The following is a 21,258-nucleotide window of genomic DNA, read 5'->3' as shown; positions in this document are numbered from 1 at the left end:
CAGGGTTTTCGCGTCTCTGTGCCGCAACGGCAGATTTATCAAGTAAGGAAAGACAAATGAGCAAGATCACTGGTCACGTTAAATGGTTTAACGAAAGCAAAGGTTTCGGCTTTATCACCCCGGCTGATGGTTCCAAGGACGTTTTCGTGCATTTCTCCGCAATCGTCAGCGATGGTTTCAAAACTCTGGCGGAAGGCCAGCAGGTTGAGTTCTCCATCCAGGACAGCCAACGTGGCCCGGCCGCAGCCAACGTCGTCGCTATTTAACGACTCCGCTGCCAAAAAAACCCGCCGCCGGCGGGTTTTTTTATGCCCGAATCCCGTAAGCCAGCCCATCTCTGTTATCATCTGCGCTGATTCGGCGCCTGCCCGCGGGCGCGCCGCCATTCCATTCGCCATATAAGAGTTATCGCCGTGAGCACAGTTTCTTTTTCTTCCCTGCCGCTGCCAGCCGAACAGTTGGCCAACCTCAACGAACTGGGGTATGCCGCAATGACACCGGTGCAGGCCGCAGCCCTGCCCGCCATCCTGCAAGGGCAGGACGTGCGCGCCAAGGCCAAAACCGGCAGCGGTAAAACGGCGGCGTTCGGCATCGGCCTGCTGGATAAAATCAACGTCGCCCAGGTGGCCGCTCAGGCGCTGATCCTGTGCCCGACGCGCGAGTTGGCCGATCAGGTGAGCAAAGAGCTGCGCCGTCTGGCGCGCTTCACCCAGAATATCAAAATACTGACCCTGTGCGGCGGCCAGCCGATGGGGCCGCAGCTCGATTCGCTGGTGCATGCGCCGCATATTGTGGTGGGTACGCCGGGCCGCATTCAGGAACACCTGCGCAAGAAGACTCTGATGCTGGATGAACTGAAGGTGCTGGTGCTGGACGAAGCCGACCGCATGCTCGACATGGGCTTCGCCGACGATATCGACGACGTTATCGGCTATACGCCGCAGCAGCGCCAGACGCTGCTGTTTTCCGCCACTTACCCGGCCGGCATCGAGCGTATCAGCGCGCGGGTGCAACGTGAACCTTTGAACGTGGAAGTGGACGGCGACGAAGATCTGCCGACCATCGAACAGCGTTTTTACGAAACCACGCGCGATCAGCGCCCGGCGCTGCTGGTGTCGGCGATCCGTCACTACCAACCTTCTTCCTGCGTGGTGTTCTGCAACACCAAGCGCGACTGCCAGAGCGTATTCGAGGCCCTGGAGGCGCGCGGCATCAGCGCGCTGGCGCTGCATGGCGATCTGGAACAGCGCGATCGCGATCAGGTGTTGGTGCGCTTCGCCAATCGCAGCTGCCGGGTGCTGGTGGCGACAGACGTCGCCGCGCGCGGTCTGGATATCAAAGATCTGGCGCTGGTGGTCAACTACGAGCTGGCGTTTGATCCGGAAGTGCACGTTCACCGTATCGGCCGCACCGGCCGCGCCGGAATGAGCGGCCTGGCCATCAGCCTGTGCACGCCGCAGGAAATGGCGCGGGTGCACGCCATCGAAGATTACCTGCAGATGACGGTCAACTGGGCGGCGGTGTCTGAACTGAGCGGTGCGGCCAATACGCCGCTGGAAGCCGAAATGATCACGCTGTGCATCGACGGGGGCCGCAAGGCGAAAATTCGCCCCGGCGATATTCTCGGCGCCTTGACCGGCGACGCCGGGCTGACGGCGGCGGAAGTGGGCAAAATCGATATGTTCCCGGTGCATGCGTATGTGGCGATCCGCAAGGCCAGCGCCCGTAAGGCGATGCAACAGCTGCAGCAGGGCAAAATAAAAGGCAAAAGCTGCAAGGTCCGCTTGTTGAAATAACGCAATAGCGGGGAGCCGGCTTGCTCCCCGCAAAGAATCACTTTATACTGTATTTATATACAGTATTTGGCTTTGAGGACGCACACATGGCAGTTGAAGTAAAATATGTGGTGGTGAGAAGGGGTGAGGAAAAAATGACTTTCGCAAGCAAGAAAGAAGCCGACGCCTACGACAAGATGCTGGATCTGGCCGATAACCTCGGCGACTGGCTGCAGCAGTCACCGCTGAACCTTGACGACGAGCAGCGTGAAGGCCTGAGCTTCTTCCTGGCGGAAAACAAAGACGCGTTGGCGCAGATCCTGCGCGGCGCGGCGCCGGCTGAAAGTGCTAAGAAACCGGCCAAAGCGAAAGCGGAAAAAACCGTTGCTACCTCAAAAGAGGGGTCTGCGTCAGAAAAGCAGGCAGCATAATGGCTTATGTTGCGGTGCTGTGATGAAAAAGGATCTAAAATGACCCGTGAAATAACTTTCTTCAGCCGTTTTGAGCACGATATTTTGGCCGGGCTCAAAACCATTACCATCCGGGACGCCAGTGAAGCGCACTTCCAACCGGGTGAACGGTTGCGCGTCAGCCGTAATGAAGACGGCGTGTTTTTCTGCTGTATCGAGGTGTTGTCGGTGACGCCGGTGCGCCTGGAAGCGCTGACGGAGCAGCATGCGCAACAGGAAAATATGTCGCTCGGTGAGCTGAAGCAGGTGATCAAGGAAATCTATCCCGGGTTGGATGAGCTGTTTGTCATCACCTTCGTCAAACGCTGATCGTTGGCCAGCCCTTTGTGAGCCGGGGCCGGCACCCATGGATAGGGTTAATCACAACTGGAGGGCATATGAAAAGAACGGGACCGGGTTTGGCTATTGCGTTGTTGGCCACGGCAGCATTATCGACAGCGGCGCAGGCGCAGGAACAGCGTAGCGCCAAAGTGGCGCTATGCGCCGGTTTGCAGCCGGCGGAGGTTGCCGCTCAGGTGAAACGCGATTTTCTGCAAAATCGCATTACCCGCTGGGAGTCGGACAAAAAGCTGCTCGGCACCGCTACCCCGATAGCCTGGGTTAGCCCCGACGCCATCAGCGGCAAGGATCAGGTCTGGCAGGTACCTCTAACGGTACGAGGCACCAAGCTGGACAAAATCTATAACGTCACGCTTGACTGCAACTCGGGCGAAATCACCTACGGTGAGCCCCAGTAATACCGGCGCAGTCAGCGCCATTCTTTGCCCATTGGGCACATAAAAAAGCCCGCGAATGAGCGGGCTTTATTGTGGTGGCGATAATCAACCGCTAAACGGAATCACCAGCTCGCCAGGTTTCACTTCCAGTCCTTTCGCCAGCTTCTTCGCCAGCGCCTCGGTTTTGCTGTTATCCGGGTTCAGTACGTAGGCCGGTTTTTGGTCGAAGTAGGACTTCAGCGATTGGTTCAGGTAGGGCGTCAGCGCCTTCATCACCGTCTGCATTTTTTCCGGCTGCACCTGGTAGTCGGTCAGTTCCATGTCTTTCAGAAAGATAGCGCCTTGTTCACGATCGTAGACCGGCTGCGCTTTCAGCGTCAGCTTCAGATCCGCGGTTTGCGGGCCAAGGATGGAAGTGATGTTGACTTTGGCGTCGCCGGAAAGCGTAACTTTGCCCGGCTCGCTGCGGCCAATCTGGCTTTGCAACTGGGTCAGCACGATGTTGGCGTCCAATAACCCAGGCACGCCGATCTGTTTCTGATAATCGTTGTGTTTTTGCAGATAATCGTTCACCTCCTGTTCGCTGAGCGTGTACTGGGTGAGTTGATTACAACCGGCCAATACGCCGGCGAACAACAGGGCGGTTACGCCCATCAGAATCTTCTTCATTTGTGCCTCATAGCGACTACTGCCAACGAAAATTGCTGCAGATAATTGATTGATTTTCATTATAAACGTTCGCATGCCGTGAAAGATACGCTTATCGGCCCTTGAACAGACCGATAGTGCGGGTTAATTCTCGCCCGACCTATCGGATAACGCCGAAACTTTCAGCGCCGCAGGCGCAGCGTCAGCAGCAGCACGCCGGCCAGGCAGGCCAACCCCCCCAACAGCGGAAATAAGGGGATCCCCCACAGGCGTAGCGATGAATGCATAAGATAGGGCGCCAGCCCCAGCGCGAAGGCGGCGGTGACGATGGCGATGGCCAGCGTTACGGCAGCGCGCTCCAGCGCTTTGCTCAATTGCTCGAGATTACGGACGTTGATCTCGGCGTTGAGCTGCCCGCGTTTCAGGCGGCGCATCAACAGGCGCAGGGTCTGCGGGATCTCTTCGCCGGCATCCAGCGCCTCTCCCCCCAACATCAGCATCCTTTGGCGCAGAGCCTCCGGCGCGTAACGTTGCAGCATCACCTGTTGCAGCATCGGTTTTAGAGTAGTGATGATATCGAATGCCGGATCCAGCCGGTGCAGCACGCCATCGGCGGTGACTAGCGCCTTGAACAACAGCACCAGGTCCGGCGGCATGGCCAACTGGTGCTCGCGCGCCATCACCAGCAGATCGGTCAACGCCTTACCCAGCGTCAGGGTGGCGGAAGCCTGTTTATCGAGAAAGTTTTGCGCCGCCAGCTCCAGATCCAGCAGATCCAGCGGCTCGCTGTCTGACCAGGCGATCAGCGTATTGACGATACCGTCGGACTGGCGTTCGGCGATGGCCTGCAACAGCAGAAACAGCTGATTGCGACGCCGTTCGGAAAGCTGGCCCACCATGCCGAAATCAATGAAACCAACCCGGTCGCCGCTCAGGGCCATGAGGTTACCGGGGTGGGGGTCCGCGTGATACAGGCGATGTTCCAGCACCATTTTCATAAAGGCCTGAGCGCCGCGGCGCGCCAGCAGTGGGCCATCGAAGCCCGCCGCCGCCAGCTGTTGCGGGTTTTCCGGCGCGGTGCCGGGCAGAAACTCCTGAACCAGCAGGCGCGGGGATGACCACTGCCAGTATATTTTGGGGATAGCCACCTCCGGCTGTTGCGCAAAGTGTGCGGCTACCCGATCGCAGTTATTGCCTTCGTGGGTCAGATCCAGCTCGTGGTTGAGGGCGGTCGCCAGCGCCCGCACCATCTGGCGCGGGCGATAACGGGCGAGCGCCGGGCTCTGTTGTTCCACCGTTTCCGCCAGATAGGCCAGCAATCTCAGGTCGGCATGGATAGTTTTCGCCAACCCCGGGCGCAGCACCTTTACCACCACCTGTTCGCCGCTGTGTAAACGGGCGCGATAAATCTGCGCCATCGAAGCGGCGGCCAGCGGCGTGCGGTCGAATTCGGCGAAGAGGGTGTTTGGATCATCGCCCAGATCGGCGACGATCTGGGGGGCCAGCGTTTCCCACGGCAAGGTGGCCGCCTGGCTGTGCAGGCGATCCAGCTCATCGGTCCATGATTTATCCAACAGGTCCGAGCGGGTGGCCAATATCTGGCCGAATTTGACGAAGGTCGGGCCCAGCGCTTCGAGCGCCGCGCGCAGCCGTTCGGGCAGCGTTTGCTCCACGGCCTGCGGCCCATCGTTACCCGCACCGCCCAAGAGTTTCCCAAGGCCCAGCAGGCGGATGACATCCTGCAGGCCATAGCGAATCAATACCGACGAAATCTCTTTCAACCGCGCCCGGTCACGGGCGGTGACGAGAACCATTTTCAGCATCTGCGCGTTATATCCTTATCTGTCGCATGAGGAATATCACTGTTCCATATCGAACAGCAGTGGGATATCACTGAGCTGCGCCATGCGGTTGCGATAGGCTTCGACGTTGTCAGGCAGCGTGAGCCCGGCGACCAGCGATAGCGAGCGCAGCAGCGGGAACAGGTGGATATCATCCTCGGACAACGCGCCGTTGACCGCATCGGCAGAGAGCACCAGCGGGGCGAGGCTCTGCAGATCCGCCTCCAGTTCGGCGATCAGATCGGCGCTGTTGGCCAGGTGTTGTTCAAAGTCGCCAATAGACGCCTGCTTTTTGTTAATGAAGTAGCGGCGCGCGCCGGCGGTAGCGAACTCTTCAAAGTCCGCCTGGGCAAAGCGCGGCAGCAGCAGCTTCGCGCTGTAGCCGCCAACCCGTTGCAGCCAGTCAGTGATGGCGGGGTTGGTTTTGCCGATCAGCAGCGGTTTGCCGTCGAGATGATCGACATAGCGCACGATATCCATACTTTCTGGCAGGTAGCTGCCGTCGTCTTTTTGCAGAATAGGCGCCATTTTCTGGCCAATCATGCCGATCGGGGTAGCTTCATCGTCATTGAGCAGGGTGACCAAACGAATGGGCAGATTTTTGAGGCCAAAAATCATGCGGGCTTTAACGCAGAATGGGCAATGATCGTAAATAAACAGTTTCATGCTTGCTCCGGTTTGTCAGGTTTTAACTGCAATAGTTATCACAGCTTATCGAGGCTGTCGCGAGGCATTCTTGTTGGAAGGTGCGATATTGCCCACGCGCAGGGCGCGGGCCGGGAGAATTATTTCTTGGCTGGCACGGAGTTGATGACGTCGATCAGGTGAATGCGCGCCTGTTCAAGATCAATCTGGTCACGTTCATTGGCGGCGGTAACCACCTGCAACTGCTTGATGATATCGCCCTTCAGGGAAGCGTTTTCGGCGATCACATGCGCCAGGGCCTTTTCCACCAGGTTAGAACGCGCATATATCATGCGCAGGTTCAGTATCATTTGTTCCAGCAGCTGCGGTAATTGAGTTTCTTCAGTCATGGCTAGGGTCTCTCGCTGATGTTTTTACTAACAGGATAGCAGCTGTAAAAAATTCGGCTGGTTTTCTGGCTACTTAGCGAAAAAACTTAGCTGCCGCCCAGCACCGCCGATGCGTCGCGGCGGGTACTGAACTGCCAATAAAGCGCAATCAGCGTGATAAAGCCGACGGCGCCGAGCAGCAGCCACGGCAGTTCCGGCATATTGGTCGCCCGGCCGGTGTCATACAGCCAGCCGCCGCCGGTATAGCCGAGTGCGCCGCCGAGCGCCAACCCCAAACGGCTGAAACCCATGTAGCTGCCGCGCGCGCGCGGATCGGCCAGGGACGCGCTCAGCGTTTCTCGTGCCGGTTCGGCGATAATCGAGCCGAGATAGAAACTGCAAATCAGCATGAAAAGGCTTTGCAGGCTGGTCGTCAGCCCCACGGGCAACAGGCTCAGGGTCATCAGCAGCAGGCCTGCCATCAGCCGCTGTTCCAGCCGGAAGCGCTTTTCGCTCCAGCGCGCCAGCGGGTAGAGCAGTGTTAATGACAGCGCGGCCTCAATGGCGTACATCCACTTCACTGCGGCGGGAGAACCGGCGATTTCGTTGACCACGATCGGCAGCATCAGCATCACCTGAACCGCCAGCATGTAGTAGCCGGTCAGTGTCAATACGTAGGTCAGGAAACGGCGATCGCGCAGCACCCGCATCATGCCTTCCCTCATCGGCGCACGCACGGTGGAGATGCGGTACGCCGGCAGCAGCCAGGCGTTCCATCCGGCCGCCAGGACAAAAATCGCCGCGCCGACCCAACAAACGAAATGGAAATCATACTGCAGCAGCCAGCTGCCGATCAGTGCGCCGATGACGGCGCCTGCGCTGTCCTGCATCATCAGCAACGAATAGAAGCGGCCGCGCTCATGGGGGCGGGTGAGTTTGATAACCAGCGCGGTGCGCGGCGGATCGAACAGCGTGCCGCCCAGGGCGGAAAGGGCGCAAGAGAACCACAGCAGCCAGGGTTGATCGGCCATCGCCATGGTGGCGAAGCCGGCCGCGCGCATCAGCATGCCGGTGACGATCATCGGCTTGGCGCCGAAACGGTCGGCGATGGCGCCGCCAAAAATGCCCAGCCCTTGTTGGATCAGCTGGCGCAGGCCCAAAGCGATGCCCACTACCAGCGCCGCCCAGCCGAGCTGATCGACAAAACGAATCGAAATAAGCGGAAAAACGACAAAGAAGCCTAAAACCACCAACAGGTTATCGAGTAATAAAAAATATTTACCCAAGCTCCGAGCTTGCGATACCAGAGACATGCTTCACCACGAGCAATTAAAAGGGAGAGGAGTGCTGCCATTCCATTCTCTACCCAATCGACGGGGGCTGATAGGGGGCGGGTAGATAATATTTTTTTATCGTCAAGACGTTACCGGCTTGGCAAAACGGCATAAAAATGGCCGCAAAACGATTAATCGCTTATTTACTGAGCGCCGGGGATTTTACCTCCGGTGCAGGCTACGGTTATATTAAATGAAGGTAAGTGCGGCTCTGCGCCGCCGGCGATAAAATAATCTCTTGGGTTCAAACCTTGGCGAGATGATTATTCGAATGCACGCCCAATAAATACTTCTTATCGAAGCGTTCTGATCGCGGGGGAAATGATGTTCGGCTACCGCTCTGAATCACCAAAAGTACGCCTGACCACCGATCGGCTGGTGGTCCGCTTAGTGCATGAACGCGATGCCTATCGCCTGGCGGAATACTATGCCGATAACCGGGCGTTCCTCAAACCCTGGGAGCCGGTGCGCGATGAAAGCCACTGCTACCCCTCGGGCTGGCAGGCGCGGCTGGGCATGATCACCGAAATGCAAAAGCAGGGCAGCGCCTACTACTTTATCCTGCTCGATCCTGAGGAGCGCGAGGTGCGCGGCGTGGCGAACTTCAGCAACGTGTTGCGCGGGTCGTTTCATGCCTGTTTCCTCGGTTATTCGCTGGGGGAGAAATGGCAGGGGCAGGGGCTGATGTACGAGGCGCTGCAGTCCGCTATTCGCTACATGCTGCGCCAGCAGCGGATGCATCGCATCATGGCCAACTATATGCCGCACAATCAACGCAGCGGTGCGCTGCTTGCGCGCCTGGGATTTGAACGTGAAGGTTATGCCAAGGATTATCTGCTGATCGACGGGCAGTGGCAGGATCACGTTTTGACGGCACTAACCAATAAAGAATGGCTACCGCCACGCTGAGGCCGCAATGAAATATGAACTGAACGCTAAAGAGGCGCGGGTGATCGGCTGCTTGCTGGAGAAGCAGGTCACTACGCCGGATCAGTACCCGCTTTCGTTGAACGCCATTACGTTGGCGTGCAACCAGAAGACCAACCGCGAACCGGTGATGGATCTGACAGAAAGCGAAGTGCAGCAACTGCTGGACCTGCTGCTAAAGAAGCACTTCCTGCGCACCCTGAGCGGGTTCGGCAACCGGGTGGTGAAGTACGAACAACGCTTCTGCAACTCTGAATTCGGCCAGCTGAAGCTGTCTGCCGCCGAGCTGGCGGTGATCGCCACGCTGCTGCTGCGCGGCGCGCAAACGCCTGGTGAACTGCGCACCCGTACTAACCGCATGCATGAATTCGGCGATGTCGGCGAAGTGGAACAGGTGCTGCAACAGCTGACGGTGCGCGAGGACGGTCCCTTTGTGGTGCGGCTGGCGCGCGAGCCGGGCAAGCGCGAGAGCCGGTTTATGCACTTGTTCAGCGGCCAGATTGATGAAGCGCCTGCTGAGGCGGCGGCGCAGGACGACGCAGATTTGAGCGCCCGGATCGGTGCGTTGGAAAACGACGTGGCGACGCTGAAACAGCAGGTGCAACAGCTGTTGGCGAGGGGGGCACATGAGTAAATTACGCGTTGGCGTGGTCGGGCTGGGCGGCATCGCGCAGAAAGCCTATTTGCCGATCCTCACTCAGGCGGCGGATTGGGCGCTGGTGGGCGGTTTTTCTCCCAATCAGCAAAAGGCTCAGCCGGTGTGCGACAGCTATCGCATGGCGTGCTTCTCTCGGTTGGACAGCCTGGCGCAGCAATGCGATGCGGTGTTCGTCCACAGCAGCACCGCCAGCCATTTCCAGGTGATCGAAACTTTGCTGCATCAGGGCGTACACGTTTACGTTGATAAACCGTTGGCGGAGACGCTGGAACAGGGCGAACGGTTGATTGCGCTGGCGGAAAAACAGGGCAAAGCGCTGATGGTTGGCTTTAACCGCCGTTTTGCTCCGCTTTATCGGCAGCTCAAGGCGCAAATGTCGCGCCCGGCCTCGATCCGTATGGACAAACATCGGGCGGACAGCGTTGGGCCAAACGATGTGCGTTTCACCTTGCTGGACGACTATCTGCACGTGGTGGATACCGCTCTGTGGCTGGCCGGTGGGGAGGAAAAGCTGCTCAGCGGCAGCCTGCGAGCCAACGAGGCCGGCGCATTGCTGTACGCCGAACACCACTTTGCCTGTGGGGATACCCTGGTGACCACCAGCATGCATCGCCGCGGCGGCAGCCAGCGCGAAAGCGTACAGGCGGTGACTGACGGCGCGGTTTATCAGCTGAACGATATGCGCCAGTGGCTGCGCGAAGATCCGCAGGGCATGCTGGAGCAGCCGGCGCCGGGTTGGCAAACAACGCTGGCACAGCGCGGCTTTGAAGGCGCCATCCGTCATTTCCTCGATTCGGTCAGCAATCAGAGCGCGCCGGAAACCGGCGGTGAGCAGGCCATCGCCGCTCAGCGGGTGATCGAGCGGCTGCTGCGGGATAACGCTATGTAACATATGGCGGTAGCTATTCATCAGCGGATGCGTAAACTTACCGGCTTGTTTCAGTGACGCCTGCAGAATGCAGGCGTCGATATTTAGGGCACATATCAGAAAACCACATGAACCTACTAAAATCATTGGCCGCCGTCAGCTCCATGACGATGTTTTCTCGGGTGCTGGGTTTTGCGCGCGATGCTATCGTAGCGCGCGTATTCGGTGCAGGCATGGCAACGGACGCATTTTTTGTGGCGTTCAAACTGCCCAACCTGTTGCGCCGCATCTTTGCTGAAGGGGCGTTTTCTCAGGCATTCGTGCCGATCCTGGCCGAATATAAAAGCCAGCAGGGCGAAGAGGCGACGCGCACCTTTATCGCCTACGTGTCCGGCTTGTTGACGCTGGTATTGGCCGTCGTGACGGTATTGGGCATGCTGGCCGCCCCCTGGGTTATCTACATCACGGCGCCAGGCTTTGTCGATACGCCGGACAAGTTCGCGCTGACCTCGGCGCTGCTGCGCATCACTTTCCCTTATATCCTGCTTATCTCGCTGGCGTCGCTGGTGGGAGCGATCCTCAACACCTGGAACCGTTTCTCCATCCCGGCCTTTGCGCCGACGCTGCTCAACGTCAGCATGATCGGCTTTGCGCTGTTCGCCGCGCCTTATTTCAACCCGCCGGTGTTGGCGCTGGCCTGGGCGGTAGTGGTGGGCGGCGTGCTGCAGCTGGGGTATCAACTGCCGCACCTGCGCAAGATAGGCATGCTGGTGTTGCCGCGCCTCAAACTGGGCGATGCCGGGGTATGGCGCGTGATGCGCCAGATGGGGCCGGCGATCCTGGGGGTATCGGTCAGCCAGATCTCGCTGATCATCAATACTATCTTCGCCTCTTTCCTGGTATCCGGTTCCGTCTCCTGGATGTACTACGCCGATCGCCTGATGGAGTTTCCTTCCGGCGTGCTGGGGGTGGCGTTGGGCACCATTCTGTTGCCGTCGTTGGCGAAAAGCTTTTCCAGCGGCAATCACGATGAGTATTCGCGGTTGATGGATTGGGGGCTGCGTCTGTGCTTCCTGCTGGCTTTACCGAGCGCCATCGCGTTAGGCATTTTGGCCAAGCCGCTGACCGTGTCGCTGTTCCAGTATGGCAAATTCAGCGCTTTCGATGCGGCGATGACCCAGCGCGCGCTGGTGGCTTACTCGGTGGGGCTGATGGGCCTGATCGTGGTGAAAGTGCTGGCACCAGGCTTTTATTCGCGCCAGGACATCAAAACGCCGGTTAAAATCGCCATCATTACGCTAATCATGACCCAGGTGATGAACCTGGCGTTTATCGGCCCGCTGAAGCATGCAGGGCTGGCGCTGTCGATTGGCCTGGCGGCCTGTCTGAACGCCTCGCTGCTGTATTGGCAACTGCGCAAGCAAAAGATTTTTCAGCCGCAGCCAGGCTGGGCGGTGTTCCTGGCCAAGCTGGTGGTGGCGGTGCTGGCGATGTCGGCCGTGCTGATTGGCCTGATGTGGCTGATGCCGGCCTGGGATCAGGGCAATATGCTGGAGCGTCTGCTGCGTTTGGCTGCCGTGGTGGTTGCCGGGGTGGTTGCCTATTTCGGCGTGCTGGGCGGGTTGGGATTCCGCCCGCGCGACTTCGCCCGCCGGGTAGCCTGATTCAGGCATACGCATAAAAAAGGCCGCATAAGCGGCCTTTTTTGTTGTTCAGCGCAGGCTGGCGTTACATGCGCTCGACGGTTTCGATACCCAGGGTATCCAGGCCGGTTTTCAGGGTTTTCGACGTCAGCAGCGCCAGTTTCAGGCGGCTTTGACGTGCTTCTTCGCTGTCGGCATTCAGGATCTGGCAGTGCTCATAGAAGCCGGAGAACAGCCCAGCCAGATCGTACAGATAGCTGCACATGACGTGCGGCGTGCCTTCACGTGCGACGGCAGTGAGGATCTCTTCAAACTGCAGCAGACGGGTGGCCAGGGCGACTTCGCGCTCTTCGGTCATCACCAGCGGCAGCGTCAGGCTGCTTTCATCGATCCCGGCGCGTTTGAACACCGAGGCGACGCGGGTATAAGCGTACTGCATGTAAGGCGCGGTGTTGCCCTCGAAGGCCAGCATGTTATCCCAGTCGAAGACGTAATCGGTGGTGCGGCTTTTCGACAGGTCGGCGTATTTCACCGCGCCGATGCCTACCACGCGCGCTACCTGCTGCATTTCTTCCGCCGGCATGTCCGGGTTTTTGCCGGCAATCAGCTGCCCGGCGCGTTCGATGGCTTCATCCAGCAGATCGGAGAGTTTCACCGTGCCGCCGGAACGGGTTTTGAACGGTTTGCCGTCTTTGCCCAGCATCATGCCGAACATGTGGTGTTCCAGTGATACGGAATCCGGCACATAGCCGGCCTTGCGCACGATGGTCCAGGCCTGCATCAGGTGCTGGTGCTGACGCGAGTCGATGTAGTACAGCACGCGGTTGGCGCCCAGCGTTTCGTAACGGTATTTGGCGCAGGCGATGTCGGTGGTGGTGTACAGGTAGCCGCCATCCTTTTTCTGGATGATGACGCCCATAGGTTCGCCGTCTTTATTCTGGTATTCGTCGAGGAACACTACGGTGGCGCCTTCGCTTTCCACCGCCAGCCCTTTGGCTTTCAGATCGGCGACGATGCCGGGCAGCATCGCGTTATACAGGCTTTCGCCCATCACGTCGTCTTCGGTCAGGGTAACGTTCAGGCGGTTATAGGTCAGCTGATTTTGCGCCATGGTGATGTCGACCAGCTTGCGCCACATATTCAGGCAGTATTGATCGCCGCCCTGCAGCTTCACGACGTAGGCGCGGGCGCGTTCGGCGAACTCTGCGTCTTCGTCGTAATGTTTCTTGGCTTCGCGGTAGAACTGCTCCAGGTCCGACAGGCCCATATCGCTGGCGTTTTCGTTCTGCATCTTTTCCAGATAAGCGATAAGCATACCGAACTGAGTGCCCCAATCGCCCACGTGGTTGGCGCGGATCACCTTATGGCCAAGAAACTCCTGCGTACGCGCGGCGGCGTCGCCGATAATCGTGGAGCGCAGGTGGCCGACGTGCATTTCTTTCGCCACGTTCGGCGCAGAATAATCGATAACGATGGTTTGCGGTTCAACTGGCGCAATGCCCAGCTTGGGGGCGTTCAGCACCAGATCGGCCTGGCGGGCGACCCAGTCGCTATTCAGGAAGATGTTGATAAAGCCGGGGCCGGCGATTTCCACTTTGCTGGCGATCTCGCCGAGTTCCAGCAGCTGAACCACTTTTTCAGCCAGCTGGCGCGGCGGCATGCCGAGCTTCTTGGCGACCGACATTACGCCGTTGGCCTGGTAATCACCAAACTGCGCTTTGGCTGACTGACGTACCTGCGCTTCGCAATCGGCTGGCGCGCCTGCGGCAATCAGCGCCTGGCTGACTTTATCTGAAAGAAGAACCTGAATATTCACCGGGTTACCTTAATGACGAACGAGGGGACGAGTGTCATGCCCCTGCGGGATTCAAAGGTGGTTGTCGGGCCGCGCGCAGAGGCGGCGGCCCACCACAAAACAGCCTGTAATTGTAACCGATCTGAGGTGGCGCGTCAGCAGTTGGCGATGTTCATGCGCGGAAAGGGGCGACGCGGGGAGTTTAGGGTATTCAAACCCGGATCGGGTGAAGGCCGTTTTCAGAGGAAGCCGTGCGGAATAGCGGGGTTAACTGAATGGAACAGAAATGGAATGAATGACTAATGTTTTCGATTTCGTCGGATATCCAACCTGTTGTTGCGTCGTGACTTAAAATGGCGGTAAATAGCATATCCGGCAAGCGCAATCAGCACCAGAGCAATAATCAGAAGCAGCATGATAAATATCTCGAATTCAAATTTACCCCAAAGTAGCTTAATTGCCATTGTGAAGCAATGCATTGGGCGGCATTTAAGATAATGCTCATTTTTATTTTTGTCATTTACCGCTATTGCTGTTTGAAATAGTTTCGATGTCGGTGGAAAATATACTGAAACCATCGCCGTATCAAGCGGTGTTTGGCCGGGTGCCGGCCTCTGATGGTTTGAAATTGCTTAACTTTTCCTACTATAAGTAAAAGCTATACTCATATAAGAAAAGTCTGTGGTTTAATTAAACCGTAAACTTAATGAATTAATAAATTCATCTGTTTTATTTTTTCCGTCTACCTTGGTCGTTAAGGCAGGAGAGTGCGAGGATCGTGCGGTGAGAAAATCGGCGTTCATCGCCAGTCGCAGGCAATCATGGCGAGTTGTGCCGCCTCAGTGTAAATTACGGCGTTTGAATGAGCATTTTGTTGTTTCGAGGATTTCATGACGACCTTACAGGCTATCGCCGATCTTAACGATTTGGCTCTCGATCTGCCGCGTTTCGAACAGGCGCTGAATCAATTCGCTGCGAAATTGCGGCTCGATTTGGCGCAATTCAGCGCCGATCACATCTCGGTGCGCTGCCATCAGAACGCCACCGCCGATCGTTGGCGCCACGGTTTGATGCAGTGCGCTTCGCTGCTGTCTGAATCAGTCATCAATGGCCGCCCGATCTGCCTTTTCGATTTGCAACAGCCGCTACAGCTCGGGCCGTGGCAAATTGATTGCGTTGAATTGCCTTATCCGGGAGAAAAGCGCTATCCGCACGAAGGTTGGGAACATGTGGAGCTGGTGCTCAGCGGCGATCCCGCCACGCTGTATGCGCGCGCGTTGAGCCATCTGGCCGATGAAGCGCTACTGGCGCCGGGGATCAAACTGAAACAGAGCTCCCCGCAGGGCGAGGGCGAGCGGTTGCCCAATCCGACCCTGGCCATTACCGACGGCAGCGTGACTATCAAATTTCATCCTTATTCCATCAGGGAAATCGTCGCCAGCGAACGGCCCTAACGTGACGACAACGCGGCGCAGGCTTGCGCCATGCGGCTCAGCGCTTCTTCGAGCAACGCCCGGCGGCAGCCAAAATTCAGGCGCACAAAGCGGCGGTCGCCAAAGTCCAGCCCGGCGCTTAAGCCTACCCCGGCTTGCTCGAAGAAGGCGTGCGGGTTATCTACCGGGAGTTCGCTGCAGTCGATCCACGCCAGATAGCTTGCTTCGACAGGATGCAGGCGCAGGCCGGGCATGGCGTTAATGCGGTTGAAAACCAGATCGCGATTGGCGCGCAGATAGATCAGCTGTGCGTCCAGCCAGGCCTGCCCATGCTGGTAGGCCGCCTGCGCGGCGACCAGCGCCAGCAGATCGACCTCTGGCACTATGCCAGAGCGTGCGCGCTGCAATTTTTTGCGCAGCGCGTCGTTGGGAATAATCGCCATCGAAGCGCCCAGCCCGGCAAGATTGAACGTTTTCGAGGGAGACATCAGCGTGATGCTGCGCTGGGCGGCATCAGCATTCAGCGTGGCGAAGGGGATATGCTGCGCGCCCGGCTCGAGCAGCAGGTCGCAGTGGATTTCGTCCGAACAGACGACCCAATCATGGCGGCGGGCAAAATCGTGATGTTGCAGCAATTCTTCGCGCCGGTAAGCCGTGCCTCCCGGGTTTTGCGGGTTGCACAGCAGCAGCAGCTTTTCGTCGCCCTCAAGCCGTTGGCTCACCGCCGGCAAATCCAGCAGCCAGCGTTGGCCGACCAACGCCAACGGCACTGGCAACTGCCTGCGCCCGGCGAACCTGGCCGCCTTACGAAACGGCGGGTAGATTGGCGTGGGCGCCAGCGTGGCTTCTCCTTCTGCGCTAAAGGCGCGCACGCAGAGATTCAGGCCGCAAACCAGCCCGGGCAGAAAAATGATCCATTCGGGCTTGATGTGCCAGCCATAGCACTCTACCATGCGGCGGGTAAAAACCTTAACAAGATCATGGGATGGATGGCTGTAGCCGAACACGCCATGCGCCACGCGTTGCCGTAACGCCTCTATTACCGCCGGCGGTGATTGGAAGTCGCTGTCGGCGACCCACAGCGGGATAATGTCGCGACCGCGATATTTATCCCACTTAACGCTGTCACTGTGACTACGGTCTACCCATTGATCAAAATTGAATGCCATAGTTAGAACCCTGAGCGGTGTATACCTATGCATGAGCCTACGTGAGAAATTGGAAAATTAACAATTGCTGCCGCATGTTGACCGTTATCTGGGGGTGACAATGATTAAACTGGAAGTTTGCTGCTTTAGCGTCGACTGCGCGCTGACGGCTGAGCGGGCAGGGGCCGACCGCATCGAACTGTGCGCCAGCCAGAGTGAAGGCGGCTTGACGCCAAGTAACGGCACGCTGCGTTTGGCGCGCGATCGGGTGGCTATCCCGGTACACCCTATCGTTCGTCCGCGCGGGGGGGATTTTTGCTATAGCGCGGTAGATTTTGAGGTGATCAAACAAGACATCGCCCAGATCCGCGATATGGGATTCCCCGGCATAGTGGTCGGCATGCTGGATGAAGAAGGCCATATCGATCTGCCGCGCATGCGCGAAGTGATGCGGCTGAGCGGCAACATGGCGGTGACTTTCCACCGGGCGTTCGATATGTGCCAGAACCCGATGGTGGCTCTTGAGCAGCTGACGCAGCTCGGCGTCGCGCGCATCCTCACTTCGGGGCAGCAGCAGAACGCCGAGTTGGGGTTGCCGCTGCTGCGCGATCTGCTGCATGCCAGCCAGGGGCCGGTGATCATGGCGGGCGCCGGCGTGCGTCTGAGCAACCTGCACAAGTTTGTCGATATCGGCATTCAGGAATTGCACAGCTCTTCCGGCCATACGGTGCCTTCGACGATGCGCTATCGCAAAGCGGGCGTCACTATGTGCTCCGACAACGAGTTTGATGAATTTAGCCATTATTGCGTGGATGGCGAAATGGTGGAGGCGATGAAAAACGCGCTGGCCTTGGTTGATCCTCTGGCGCAAAGCGCATAACGCGCAACCAACCCTGTTCGCCAAGCGATTTCCGGGCCGAAAGACCCTTAGCGCGTCGCTGAATTTTCGGCGTTCGCGCGAGTACCAGGCCCCGGCGTCTTGCCGGGGCTTTTTTTCATCAGAAAAGACTGAATACCTGCCGTGAGATATTGATGAAATAGGCGACGGCGACTCTGCGCTCGGATTACCATCAATAGATAACAGTATATATTTTCTTGCCCTTGTTATTAGCGGCTGATAGATTTGCTCTTTAAAAGTAGTTTAATATCATTTTGTTAAATGCATTTATCTTTATATATAAACATGGTGAATGAGTGTTGTTAAATATCAGGGATAATGCCTTTTATATTTTAATTGATTTATAACAAACAGCCGTTTTTATTTTTTAACCGGCCCAGTTACCGGCCTTATATCCCATGGCCTTTATGCAGCAAACAACGCTGTGGCTGGAAATATCGTGATACCACTAAGGAAATCTGTTGCAGGACGCCGAAAGGGCGGCTCTTGTCGGGTTTAACAAGGAGATAAATACAATGACCAGATCGGCATACTGTTTAACCGCTTCACTTCTGTTGGCCATGACGTTGACCGGTTGCCAAAGAGTCAAGCAGCCCGTGCCCGTGGCGAATAAAGTCGGCACGACAGAGACGGCGGAACAGGATAGAAAACAACGCGAAGCTGAACGCATGCAGCAGTGCCAACGTGAGCTTGACGCTATGCGCAATATGGATCCCGAGAGGTACCAAAAATTCAAACGCGAGTTCGATGCGTTGATGAGCGGAGCCGCCCAGTATGCCGGGGTACGGCCAAAGGTCAATACGGATACCCAGGAAACCGTGGATGCGCTTTACCGTTATCGCACCAGCCGCATCTGCGCAGATATTAGCGCCACCATGATGACCGGCCTCGCCGATCGGGGGGAACGTACCCAATGACCTCCGGCGCCAGACTGACTCTTCTTGGCCTGGTGCTGCCGCTGATGGCGGCGCCAGCCACGCTTTATGCGGATGACGGCGTGCCCGCCTTGCTGCAGTTCGCCGAACAATATCAGCGACAGGAGCCGGCGCCGACGCCGGCAGATAAACCGCAGGCGGCTCAGGGGCCGCTGAAAAAACCAGCGGCCAGGATGAGCCACTCGCAAGAGACCGCCGTTTTTCAACAGCAGCAGTTAGCGGCCACTCGGAAAGCGCTGAAGGAAAAAGAGGCTCAACTGCAGCGCCAGCAGACGGCCATGCAGTCCCTGCAACAGGAACTGACGGCATTGCGGGCAGCTGCCGCGTCGAATGTGGCGCCACAACCCGATCTCGCCGCCTTGAGCGAGTTTGCCAGCGGCATACGGCAGGCGTTAAATCTCACGCCGAAGGAACGGCAGGCGCAGGCGCTGATCGCCCAGGCGCAGGCAGAGGCGGCGGCGCAAAAAAAGCTGGCGGCGGAGCACGGTAAATATATTGAACTGCTAAAGCGGCGACAGAAAGATGCCCCAAAACAGTCCGATTTCGAGCCGCAACGCCTGGCGTTACAGGAAAAATTGACGGCGGCTGAAAAGCTAAATCAGCAGCAACGGCAAAGTAGCGATCGGGCATTGGCCGCCGCTGCAGCAGAGTTGGAACAGCAAAAAGCGGAGTCGGCCAAGGCGATAGGTGAACTGCAACAGCAGCTCGCGCAGCTTCAGGAGAAAACCCAAACTCAGGCGGGGCAGATTGAGGAGCATCGGCAGCAACTGGCAAGGGGGCAGGACACGAATGCTAAATCAGCGCAGCAAATTGAGCTGGCAAATAAGCGCGCGGACAAGGCGGAGCAAGCGCTGGCCGCCGCCGACCTTTCGCGGCAACAGCTGCGCGATGAGCTCAAAGGTCTGCGCGCACGGGCCAAACTGTTGCCGGACGGCCTGACGTTGAAAAGCGAGGGTGCGAGCCAGACCTATGCCGCGGGCGTGGCGCTGGGGCGTGATATCCAGACGCTGTTGGCGGAGCGTAAAAGCTGGGGCATAGATCCGGACAAAACGGTGCTGTTGGCGGGCATCGTGGATACCTTCAGCGGCCGTTATCAGTTAGATGAGACGCTGTTGGCCAACTCATTGGCGGCATCGGAAAAAGCGGTGAACGTTGCCAGAAGCAAGGCCGTTAAGGAACAGGAGACGAAGGGGGATGCCTTTGTTGCCGAATTCAGCAAGAAGAAGGGGGTTAAAAAATCGTCATCCGGCTTTTGGTATCGGGTTGACTATGAAGGGGATGAGGCGATCGCCGACGATGCGCAGGTGGATGTCGTGGTGAAAGAGATGCTGATCGATGGCCGCGTCATTCAGGACATGGATCGCAGCGGCAAAGTGCTGTCTCAGCCGCTGTCAGCCTATCCGCCATTATTCCGCGAGGCCATCGGTTACTTGAAAAACCATGGTTCTTTAACGATGGCGGTTCCACCGGCGCTGGCCTACGGCGAAACGGGTTACCCGCCGCAGATCCCGCCGAACGCGACCATGGTGTATGAGCTGCGGGTCGTCGACGTCAAGAAAAGCTAAATTGTTCAGGGCCGTGCGCTGCGGCCCTGAACGCTATCTATTTTCCTTCAGCATGATTACTTTATAAATGCCGACCTCACTGATCGAATACATGTCCCGGTCCAACACTTGGTCTTTCGGGCTCAGCTGCGCGCGTGCGATATCAAAATCTTTTTGAGACGGCATTTTGGTGCCTTGTAAAAACACGTTATGTTCAAGCGCTACATAACCCCAAACCCATTGCTGTACCAGATGCCGTTGGATCAAGAGTGCCAGAATCGGGAACTTATTGATTGAATTTAACGTGACCGCGGCATAGGGCTCTTTACCCAGCATAATCACTTTATCTTTCTTGACGTCATATTTTAGTGAGTTCAGGTCCTCACTGATCCTTCGGGTTAGATAGGTTTCCAGTTCCCATTGTTTATTCAATGCCGCGGAATAGCTGTACGCCAGGCTAGTCAGCAGGATAAATAAAGGAAGCATCAAAACGGGAGTGATGTTTTTATGTATTGTCGAGAAGAGACTGTGAGTGCAAAAGAGCAAGAAAAACATCAGCGAAACGAAGCCGACCAGCGTCCGCGGAGAAAAAACAGGCTGTTTGAGGAATATCAGCGATCCTGGAACGGTAAGTATGATTAGCAGTGGGGCAAGTACAACAAGGCTGGCGATAATAAGCGACAGTGCGCCGAACCCGGATTTTTGCAAATACTTCACGGCGATTAACAAGGTGGCAGTGACGGCGATCAGCAGGTAAAAGGCGAAGAGATAACGAAAATAGCTATTCTCAAACAATGTTAACGCCAGCTGAGCGTAGCTGACGAGATGAGAGAGAATGGTGCTGATATCAAAAGTGGATTCGCTGTGTTCGATGCTGTAGGTGCCGGAAATCACTCTTTTCGCGATAAGCTTGGAATAAATGACAAAGGCGATAAGCAAAGATAATATTGATTGACTCAAGGCCTTAAACAATGCCTTTTCGGACAGATTTTCCCTGACCTGATGTACGAATAGTATCACGCAAAAAGCGATGTAAATATTTACCGATGCCTGGTAAAGAGAAAATACCAAGACGACCAGCAGCGATTTCAAGGCAACGTTGACGACTATTGGGGACTTCAGGTTAAAAATGGCGGCGCATATGGCCAACGCAATGCTCAGGGCCATGGTCAGCGCGTCGAATTTATAGGATAAATTTTCCAGCAAATAAGGGCTGCAAATCAACGATAGCGCCGCCAAGGCGCTAATTAATGGGCGTCCGTCGAAAAACACTTTGCCTGCGAGCGCGCCGATCGCCACGAAGGCCGCCACGGCCAGCATTTGCGGCAAAGGGGAGGTATCGGTCAATGGCATGCCGGCGTTGAGAAATATCATGATCTCATCTGCGGCGGGGCGGCCGTTGGCCGTCCAGTGAGCGAAGCCGCGAATCGAACGCCCAAGGTCGTCAATATAATAGCTATCGGAAATCAGAATCGGGAATGCATAGAAGAAGCAAAAAATTGAGGCCAGTAACAAATAGTCCTGATATTTCTTTTCCATCTCTTTAACCTGTTGCCATTAGAGCCTGTTAACTTATTTCCCACCGCAGTTTTTTGGCAAGGCTGCGTGCCTG

Annotated in this window: 21 protein-coding genes; 13 read left to right on the top strand and 8 right to left on the bottom strand. The window is 57.0% G+C overall.

Annotated elements, in window-relative coordinates; genetic code table 11:
• The first annotated feature begins 56 nt into the window (after window positions 1-56).
• The 5 genes from cspE to yebF all read left to right on the top strand — a co-directional run bounded on the left by cspE (window position 57) and on the right by yebF (window position 2,982).
• On the top strand, window positions 57-266 hold the full coding sequence (gene cspE / locus KHA73_RS13890; RefSeq protein WP_004927572.1) for a transcription antiterminator/RNA stability regulator CspE: 210 nt from the start codon (window positions 57-59) through the stop codon (window positions 264-266).
• A 147-nt stretch (window positions 267-413) separates the two neighbouring features.
• Window positions 414-1,796: an ATP-dependent RNA helicase DbpA gene (dbpA, locus tag KHA73_RS13885; RefSeq protein WP_234584920.1), complete on the top strand. Its 1,383-nt coding sequence runs from the start codon at window positions 414-416 to the stop codon at window positions 1,794-1,796.
• Window positions 1,797-1,882: 86 nt separating this feature from the next.
• Window positions 1,883-2,206, top strand: a complete 324-nt coding sequence (locus tag KHA73_RS13880; protein ID WP_234584919.1) for a YebG family protein — start codon at window positions 1,883-1,885, stop codon at window positions 2,204-2,206.
• Window positions 2,207-2,245: 39 nt separating this feature from the next.
• On the top strand, window positions 2,246-2,554 hold the full coding sequence (yqfB, locus tag KHA73_RS13875) for a N(4)-acetylcytidine aminohydrolase (RefSeq protein WP_234584918.1): 309 nt from the start codon (window positions 2,246-2,248) through the stop codon (window positions 2,552-2,554).
• 68 nt (window positions 2,555-2,622) lie between these two features.
• Window positions 2,623-2,982, top strand: a complete 360-nt coding sequence (gene yebF, locus KHA73_RS13870; RefSeq protein WP_234584917.1) for a protein YebF — start codon at window positions 2,623-2,625, stop codon at window positions 2,980-2,982.
• A gap of 84 nt (window positions 2,983-3,066) precedes the next feature.
• Here yebF and KHA73_RS13865 read toward each other — a convergent pair whose 3' ends face one another.
• The 5 genes from KHA73_RS13865 to mdtH all read right to left on the bottom strand — a co-directional run bounded on the left by KHA73_RS13865 (window position 3,067) and on the right by mdtH (window position 7,776).
• Complete coding sequence (locus KHA73_RS13865) at window positions 3,067-3,630, bottom strand: lipoprotein (RefSeq protein WP_234584916.1); 564 nt, start codon at window positions 3,628-3,630, stop codon at window positions 3,067-3,069.
• A 161-nt stretch (window positions 3,631-3,791) separates the two neighbouring features.
• On the bottom strand, window positions 3,792-5,432 hold the full coding sequence (locus tag KHA73_RS13860; RefSeq protein ID WP_234584915.1) for an ABC1 kinase family protein: 1,641 nt from the start codon (window positions 5,430-5,432) through the stop codon (window positions 3,792-3,794).
• Between the two features lie 36 nt (window positions 5,433-5,468).
• Window positions 5,469-6,116, bottom strand: a complete 648-nt coding sequence (gene grxB, locus KHA73_RS13855) for a glutaredoxin 2 (RefSeq protein ID WP_234584914.1) — start codon at window positions 6,114-6,116, stop codon at window positions 5,469-5,471.
• A 119-nt stretch (window positions 6,117-6,235) separates the two neighbouring features.
• On the bottom strand, window positions 6,236-6,484 hold the full coding sequence (locus KHA73_RS13850) for a hypothetical protein (RefSeq protein ID WP_234584913.1): 249 nt from the start codon (window positions 6,482-6,484) through the stop codon (window positions 6,236-6,238).
• A gap of 86 nt (window positions 6,485-6,570) precedes the next feature.
• Window positions 6,571-7,776: a multidrug efflux MFS transporter MdtH gene (gene mdtH, locus KHA73_RS13845; protein ID WP_234584912.1), complete on the bottom strand. Its 1,206-nt coding sequence runs from the start codon at window positions 7,774-7,776 to the stop codon at window positions 6,571-6,573.
• Between the two features lie 345 nt (window positions 7,777-8,121).
• Here mdtH and rimJ point away from each other — a divergent pair, with 345 nt between their 5' ends.
• From rimJ to murJ, 4 genes are all read left to right on the top strand, one after another.
• Complete coding sequence (gene rimJ / locus KHA73_RS13840; protein ID WP_234584911.1) at window positions 8,122-8,706, top strand: ribosomal protein S5-alanine N-acetyltransferase; 585 nt, start codon at window positions 8,122-8,124, stop codon at window positions 8,704-8,706.
• Window positions 8,707-8,713: 7 nt separating this feature from the next.
• The gene (locus KHA73_RS13835) at window positions 8,714-9,358 is read left to right on the top strand and encodes a DUF480 domain-containing protein (protein WP_234584909.1); all 645 of its coding nucleotides are present in this window, start codon (window positions 8,714-8,716) and stop codon (window positions 9,356-9,358) included.
• On the top strand, window positions 9,351-10,271 hold the full coding sequence (locus KHA73_RS13830; RefSeq protein ID WP_234584908.1) for a Gfo/Idh/MocA family protein: 921 nt from the start codon (window positions 9,351-9,353) through the stop codon (window positions 10,269-10,271). Before KHA73_RS13835 ends, KHA73_RS13830 begins: the two co-directional genes overlap by 8 nt.
• A gap of 107 nt (window positions 10,272-10,378) precedes the next feature.
• Window positions 10,379-11,914 carry a murein biosynthesis integral membrane protein MurJ gene (gene murJ / locus KHA73_RS13825; RefSeq protein ID WP_234584907.1) on the top strand — a complete coding sequence of 512 codons (1,536 nt, stop codon included), beginning with the start codon at window positions 10,379-10,381 and terminating at the stop codon, window positions 11,912-11,914.
• 64 nt (window positions 11,915-11,978) lie between these two features.
• Here murJ and argS read toward each other — a convergent pair whose 3' ends face one another.
• Window positions 11,979-13,709, bottom strand: a complete 1,731-nt coding sequence (gene argS, locus KHA73_RS13820; RefSeq protein ID WP_234584906.1) for an arginine--tRNA ligase — start codon at window positions 13,707-13,709, stop codon at window positions 11,979-11,981.
• An 869-nt stretch (window positions 13,710-14,578) separates the two neighbouring features.
• Between argS and KHA73_RS13815 the strand changes: the two genes are divergently transcribed.
• A complete protein-coding gene (locus KHA73_RS13815; protein WP_234584905.1) occupies window positions 14,579-15,142 on the top strand; it encodes a VOC family protein in 564 nt (187 codons plus the stop codon).
• Here the strand turns inward: KHA73_RS13815 and KHA73_RS13810 are convergent.
• A complete protein-coding gene (locus KHA73_RS13810) occupies window positions 15,139-16,290 on the bottom strand; it encodes a MalY/PatB family protein (protein ID WP_234584904.1) in 1,152 nt (383 codons plus the stop codon). The genes KHA73_RS13815 and KHA73_RS13810 overlap by 4 nt on opposite strands.
• Before the next feature lie 100 nt (window positions 16,291-16,390).
• Here KHA73_RS13810 and cutC point away from each other — a divergent pair, with 100 nt between their 5' ends.
• The 3 genes from cutC to KHA73_RS13795 all read left to right on the top strand — a co-directional run bounded on the left by cutC (window position 16,391) and on the right by KHA73_RS13795 (window position 19,667).
• Entirely contained in the window at window positions 16,391-17,149 is a 759-nt protein-coding gene (cutC, locus tag KHA73_RS13805) for a copper homeostasis protein CutC (protein WP_234584903.1), read from the top strand.
• 533 nt (window positions 17,150-17,682) lie between these two features.
• Window positions 17,683-18,084, top strand: coding sequence for a hypothetical protein (locus tag KHA73_RS13800; protein WP_234584902.1), 402 nt, complete (start codon window positions 17,683-17,685; stop codon window positions 18,082-18,084).
• On the top strand, window positions 18,081-19,667 hold the full coding sequence (locus tag KHA73_RS13795) for an FKBP-type peptidyl-prolyl cis-trans isomerase N-terminal domain-containing protein (RefSeq protein ID WP_234584901.1): 1,587 nt from the start codon (window positions 18,081-18,083) through the stop codon (window positions 19,665-19,667). The genes KHA73_RS13800 and KHA73_RS13795 overlap by 4 nt, the downstream gene beginning before the upstream one ends.
• Before the next feature lie 33 nt (window positions 19,668-19,700).
• Here KHA73_RS13795 and KHA73_RS13790 read toward each other — a convergent pair whose 3' ends face one another.
• Entirely contained in the window at window positions 19,701-21,185 is a 1,485-nt protein-coding gene (locus KHA73_RS13790; protein ID WP_234584900.1) for a glucosyltransferase domain-containing protein, read from the bottom strand.
• Window positions 21,186-21,258: the final 73 nt, after the last annotated feature.

It is taken from the genome of Serratia entomophila (genome assembly GCF_021462285.1).
GTDB lineage: Bacteria > Pseudomonadota > Gammaproteobacteria > Enterobacterales > Enterobacteriaceae > Serratia > Serratia entomophila.
The sequence above is the reverse complement of the archived record's forward strand: the minus strand, read 5'-3'. Positions and strand labels throughout refer to the sequence as shown.

Coding starts and splice junctions, on each gene's coding strand:
- yqfB (WP_234584918.1), top strand. CDS start 2,246: ATGACCCGTGAAATAACTTTCTTCAGCCGTTTTGAGCACGATATTTTG.
- KHA73_RS13790 (WP_234584900.1), bottom strand. CDS start 21,185: ATGGAAAAGAAATATCAGGACTATTTGTTACTGGCCTCAATTTTTTGC.
- murJ (WP_234584907.1), top strand. CDS start 10,379: ATGAACCTACTAAAATCATTGGCCGCCGTCAGCTCCATGACGATGTTT.
- cspE (WP_004927572.1), top strand. CDS start 57: ATGAGCAAGATCACTGGTCACGTTAAATGGTTTAACGAAAGCAAAGGT.
- KHA73_RS13810 (WP_234584904.1), bottom strand. CDS start 16,290: ATGGCATTCAATTTTGATCAATGGGTAGACCGTAGTCACAGTGACAGC.
- cutC (WP_234584903.1), top strand. CDS start 16,391: ATGATTAAACTGGAAGTTTGCTGCTTTAGCGTCGACTGCGCGCTGACG.
- KHA73_RS13850 (WP_234584913.1), bottom strand. CDS start 6,484: ATGACTGAAGAAACTCAATTACCGCAGCTGCTGGAACAAATGATACTG.
- KHA73_RS13865 (WP_234584916.1), bottom strand. CDS start 3,630: ATGAAGAAGATTCTGATGGGCGTAACCGCCCTGTTGTTCGCCGGCGTA.
- mdtH (WP_234584912.1), bottom strand. CDS start 7,776: ATGTCTCTGGTATCGCAAGCTCGGAGCTTGGGTAAATATTTTTTATTA.
- KHA73_RS13835 (WP_234584909.1), top strand. CDS start 8,714: ATGAAATATGAACTGAACGCTAAAGAGGCGCGGGTGATCGGCTGCTTG.
- rimJ (WP_234584911.1), top strand. CDS start 8,122: ATGTTCGGCTACCGCTCTGAATCACCAAAAGTACGCCTGACCACCGAT.
- KHA73_RS13795 (WP_234584901.1), top strand. CDS start 18,081: ATGACCTCCGGCGCCAGACTGACTCTTCTTGGCCTGGTGCTGCCGCTG.
- grxB (WP_234584914.1), bottom strand. CDS start 6,116: ATGAAACTGTTTATTTACGATCATTGCCCATTCTGCGTTAAAGCCCGC.
- KHA73_RS13815 (WP_234584905.1), top strand. CDS start 14,579: ATGACGACCTTACAGGCTATCGCCGATCTTAACGATTTGGCTCTCGAT.
- yebF (WP_234584917.1), top strand. CDS start 2,623: ATGAAAAGAACGGGACCGGGTTTGGCTATTGCGTTGTTGGCCACGGCA.
- KHA73_RS13860 (WP_234584915.1), bottom strand. CDS start 5,432: ATGCTGAAAATGGTTCTCGTCACCGCCCGTGACCGGGCGCGGTTGAAA.
- KHA73_RS13880 (WP_234584919.1), top strand. CDS start 1,883: ATGGCAGTTGAAGTAAAATATGTGGTGGTGAGAAGGGGTGAGGAAAAA.
- KHA73_RS13800 (WP_234584902.1), top strand. CDS start 17,683: ATGACCAGATCGGCATACTGTTTAACCGCTTCACTTCTGTTGGCCATG.
- KHA73_RS13830 (WP_234584908.1), top strand. CDS start 9,351: ATGAGTAAATTACGCGTTGGCGTGGTCGGGCTGGGCGGCATCGCGCAG.